This is a genomic window from Streptomyces sp. NPDC006265, from assembly GCF_040613555.1.
Taxonomy (GTDB): domain Bacteria; phylum Actinomycetota; class Actinomycetes; order Streptomycetales; family Streptomycetaceae; genus Streptomyces.
Window position 1 is genome coordinate 1 of the sequence record NZ_JBEXSH010001458.1, and the last position, 1259, is coordinate 1259.

At 72.8% G+C, this 1259-nt stretch carries 1 protein-coding gene and 1 pseudogene; one reads left to right on the forward strand and one right to left on the reverse strand.

Features of this window, described 5'->3' with window-relative positions:
• Positions 1-752: saccharopine dehydrogenase NADP-binding domain-containing protein (locus ABZ281_RS49790; protein ID WP_356665499.1), on the reverse strand; the 752-nt coding region annotated here is incomplete at its 3' end.
• Positions 753-843: 91 nt separating this feature from the next.
• Between ABZ281_RS49790 and ABZ281_RS49795 the strand changes: the two are divergent.
• Positions 844-1170: pseudogene (locus ABZ281_RS49795) on the forward strand (MmcQ/YjbR family DNA-binding protein); the annotation flags it as partial.
• Positions 1171-1259: the final 89 nt, after the last annotated feature.

Sequence of the window (1259 nt, forward strand, 5' to 3'; positions counted from 1 at the left end):
AGGGCCGACGCCGAGCGCCGCACGATCAGCGGGTCGATGGTCGGCATCGGCAGTGCCCACGCCCCGACCTCCTTGGCGAACCGCGGCCCGCCCAGCGGCGCCGACGCCCGCCGGCCCACCAGCCGCGGCTCGTGCCGCCGCCGGTCCCGGGCGGCCGCCGCCATCTCCCGCTGCCGCGCGAACTGGCCGAGCGCGGAGGCGAAGGTCCCGCCCGAGAACGCCGCGTCCGCGGTGACGAAGCCCTCCACGGTCAGCTGCACGTCCTCGGGCAGCTGCTGCACGGTGAAGTACACGCCCAGGTCGTGAGGGATCGAGTCGAACCCGGCGGCGTGCACCAGTCGCGCCCCGGTCTCCCGCGCGCGTGCGTCGTGCCGGACGTACATCAGGTCCACGAACTCCGGCTCGCCACAGAGGTCGAGGTAGTCGGTCCCGGCGTCCGCGCAGGCGGCGACGAGTTCCTCGCCGTACGTCACGTACGGGCCGACCGTCGTGGCCAGCACGCGCGCCTTTGCGGCGAGGCCGCGCAGCGAGGCCGGGTCGGAGGCGTCCGCCCGCTCCACCGCGACCTTGGCGTCGGCGGGCAGCCGGTCCCGCAGCCGCTCCAGCTTCCCGGCGTTGCGGCCCGCGATCGCCCAGCGCAGCCCCTTTGGCGCGTGGGCGGCCAGGTACTCCGCGGTGAGCGCCCCGGCGAAACTGGTCGCTCCGAAGAGCACGATGTCGTAGGGACGGTTCGTCCTGCTTTGCCTGCTCATGACACCCCTCGGTCGTGCAGCCCGTGCCGCTGTCGGTGGCCGAGGCTAGCGTGAGGGGTGCGGAGCCCGACGACGAGCCCGGAGGACGACGATGGCCGTGCCCAGGAATGCCGTGAAGAAGTGGGAGAAAGTGCGTGTGTTCGCACTGGGGCTGCCGGACGCCGTCGAGGAATTCCCCTGGGGCGAGTCCGTCGCGAAGGTCAACAAGAAGGTGTTCGTCTTCCTCGGCGTCCAGGACGGCAGTTACCCCCTTGGGGTGACGGTGAAGCTCAAGGACGAGACGGCGCACGCGCACGCGCTGGCCTGCCCCGGCGCCGAGCCCGCCGGATACGGGCTGGGCAAGGCGGGCTGGGTGAGCATCCCCCTGGAGCAGCAGGGCGCCCCGGCTGCCGAGGTGCTCTGCGACTGGGTGGAGGAGGTGAGCCGGGCGACCTGGCGGATGGCCTGGCCCTCGGCGTGTTCCAGCCGTACCGAACGCAGCATCGTCGCGATCGCCGTGACCATTTC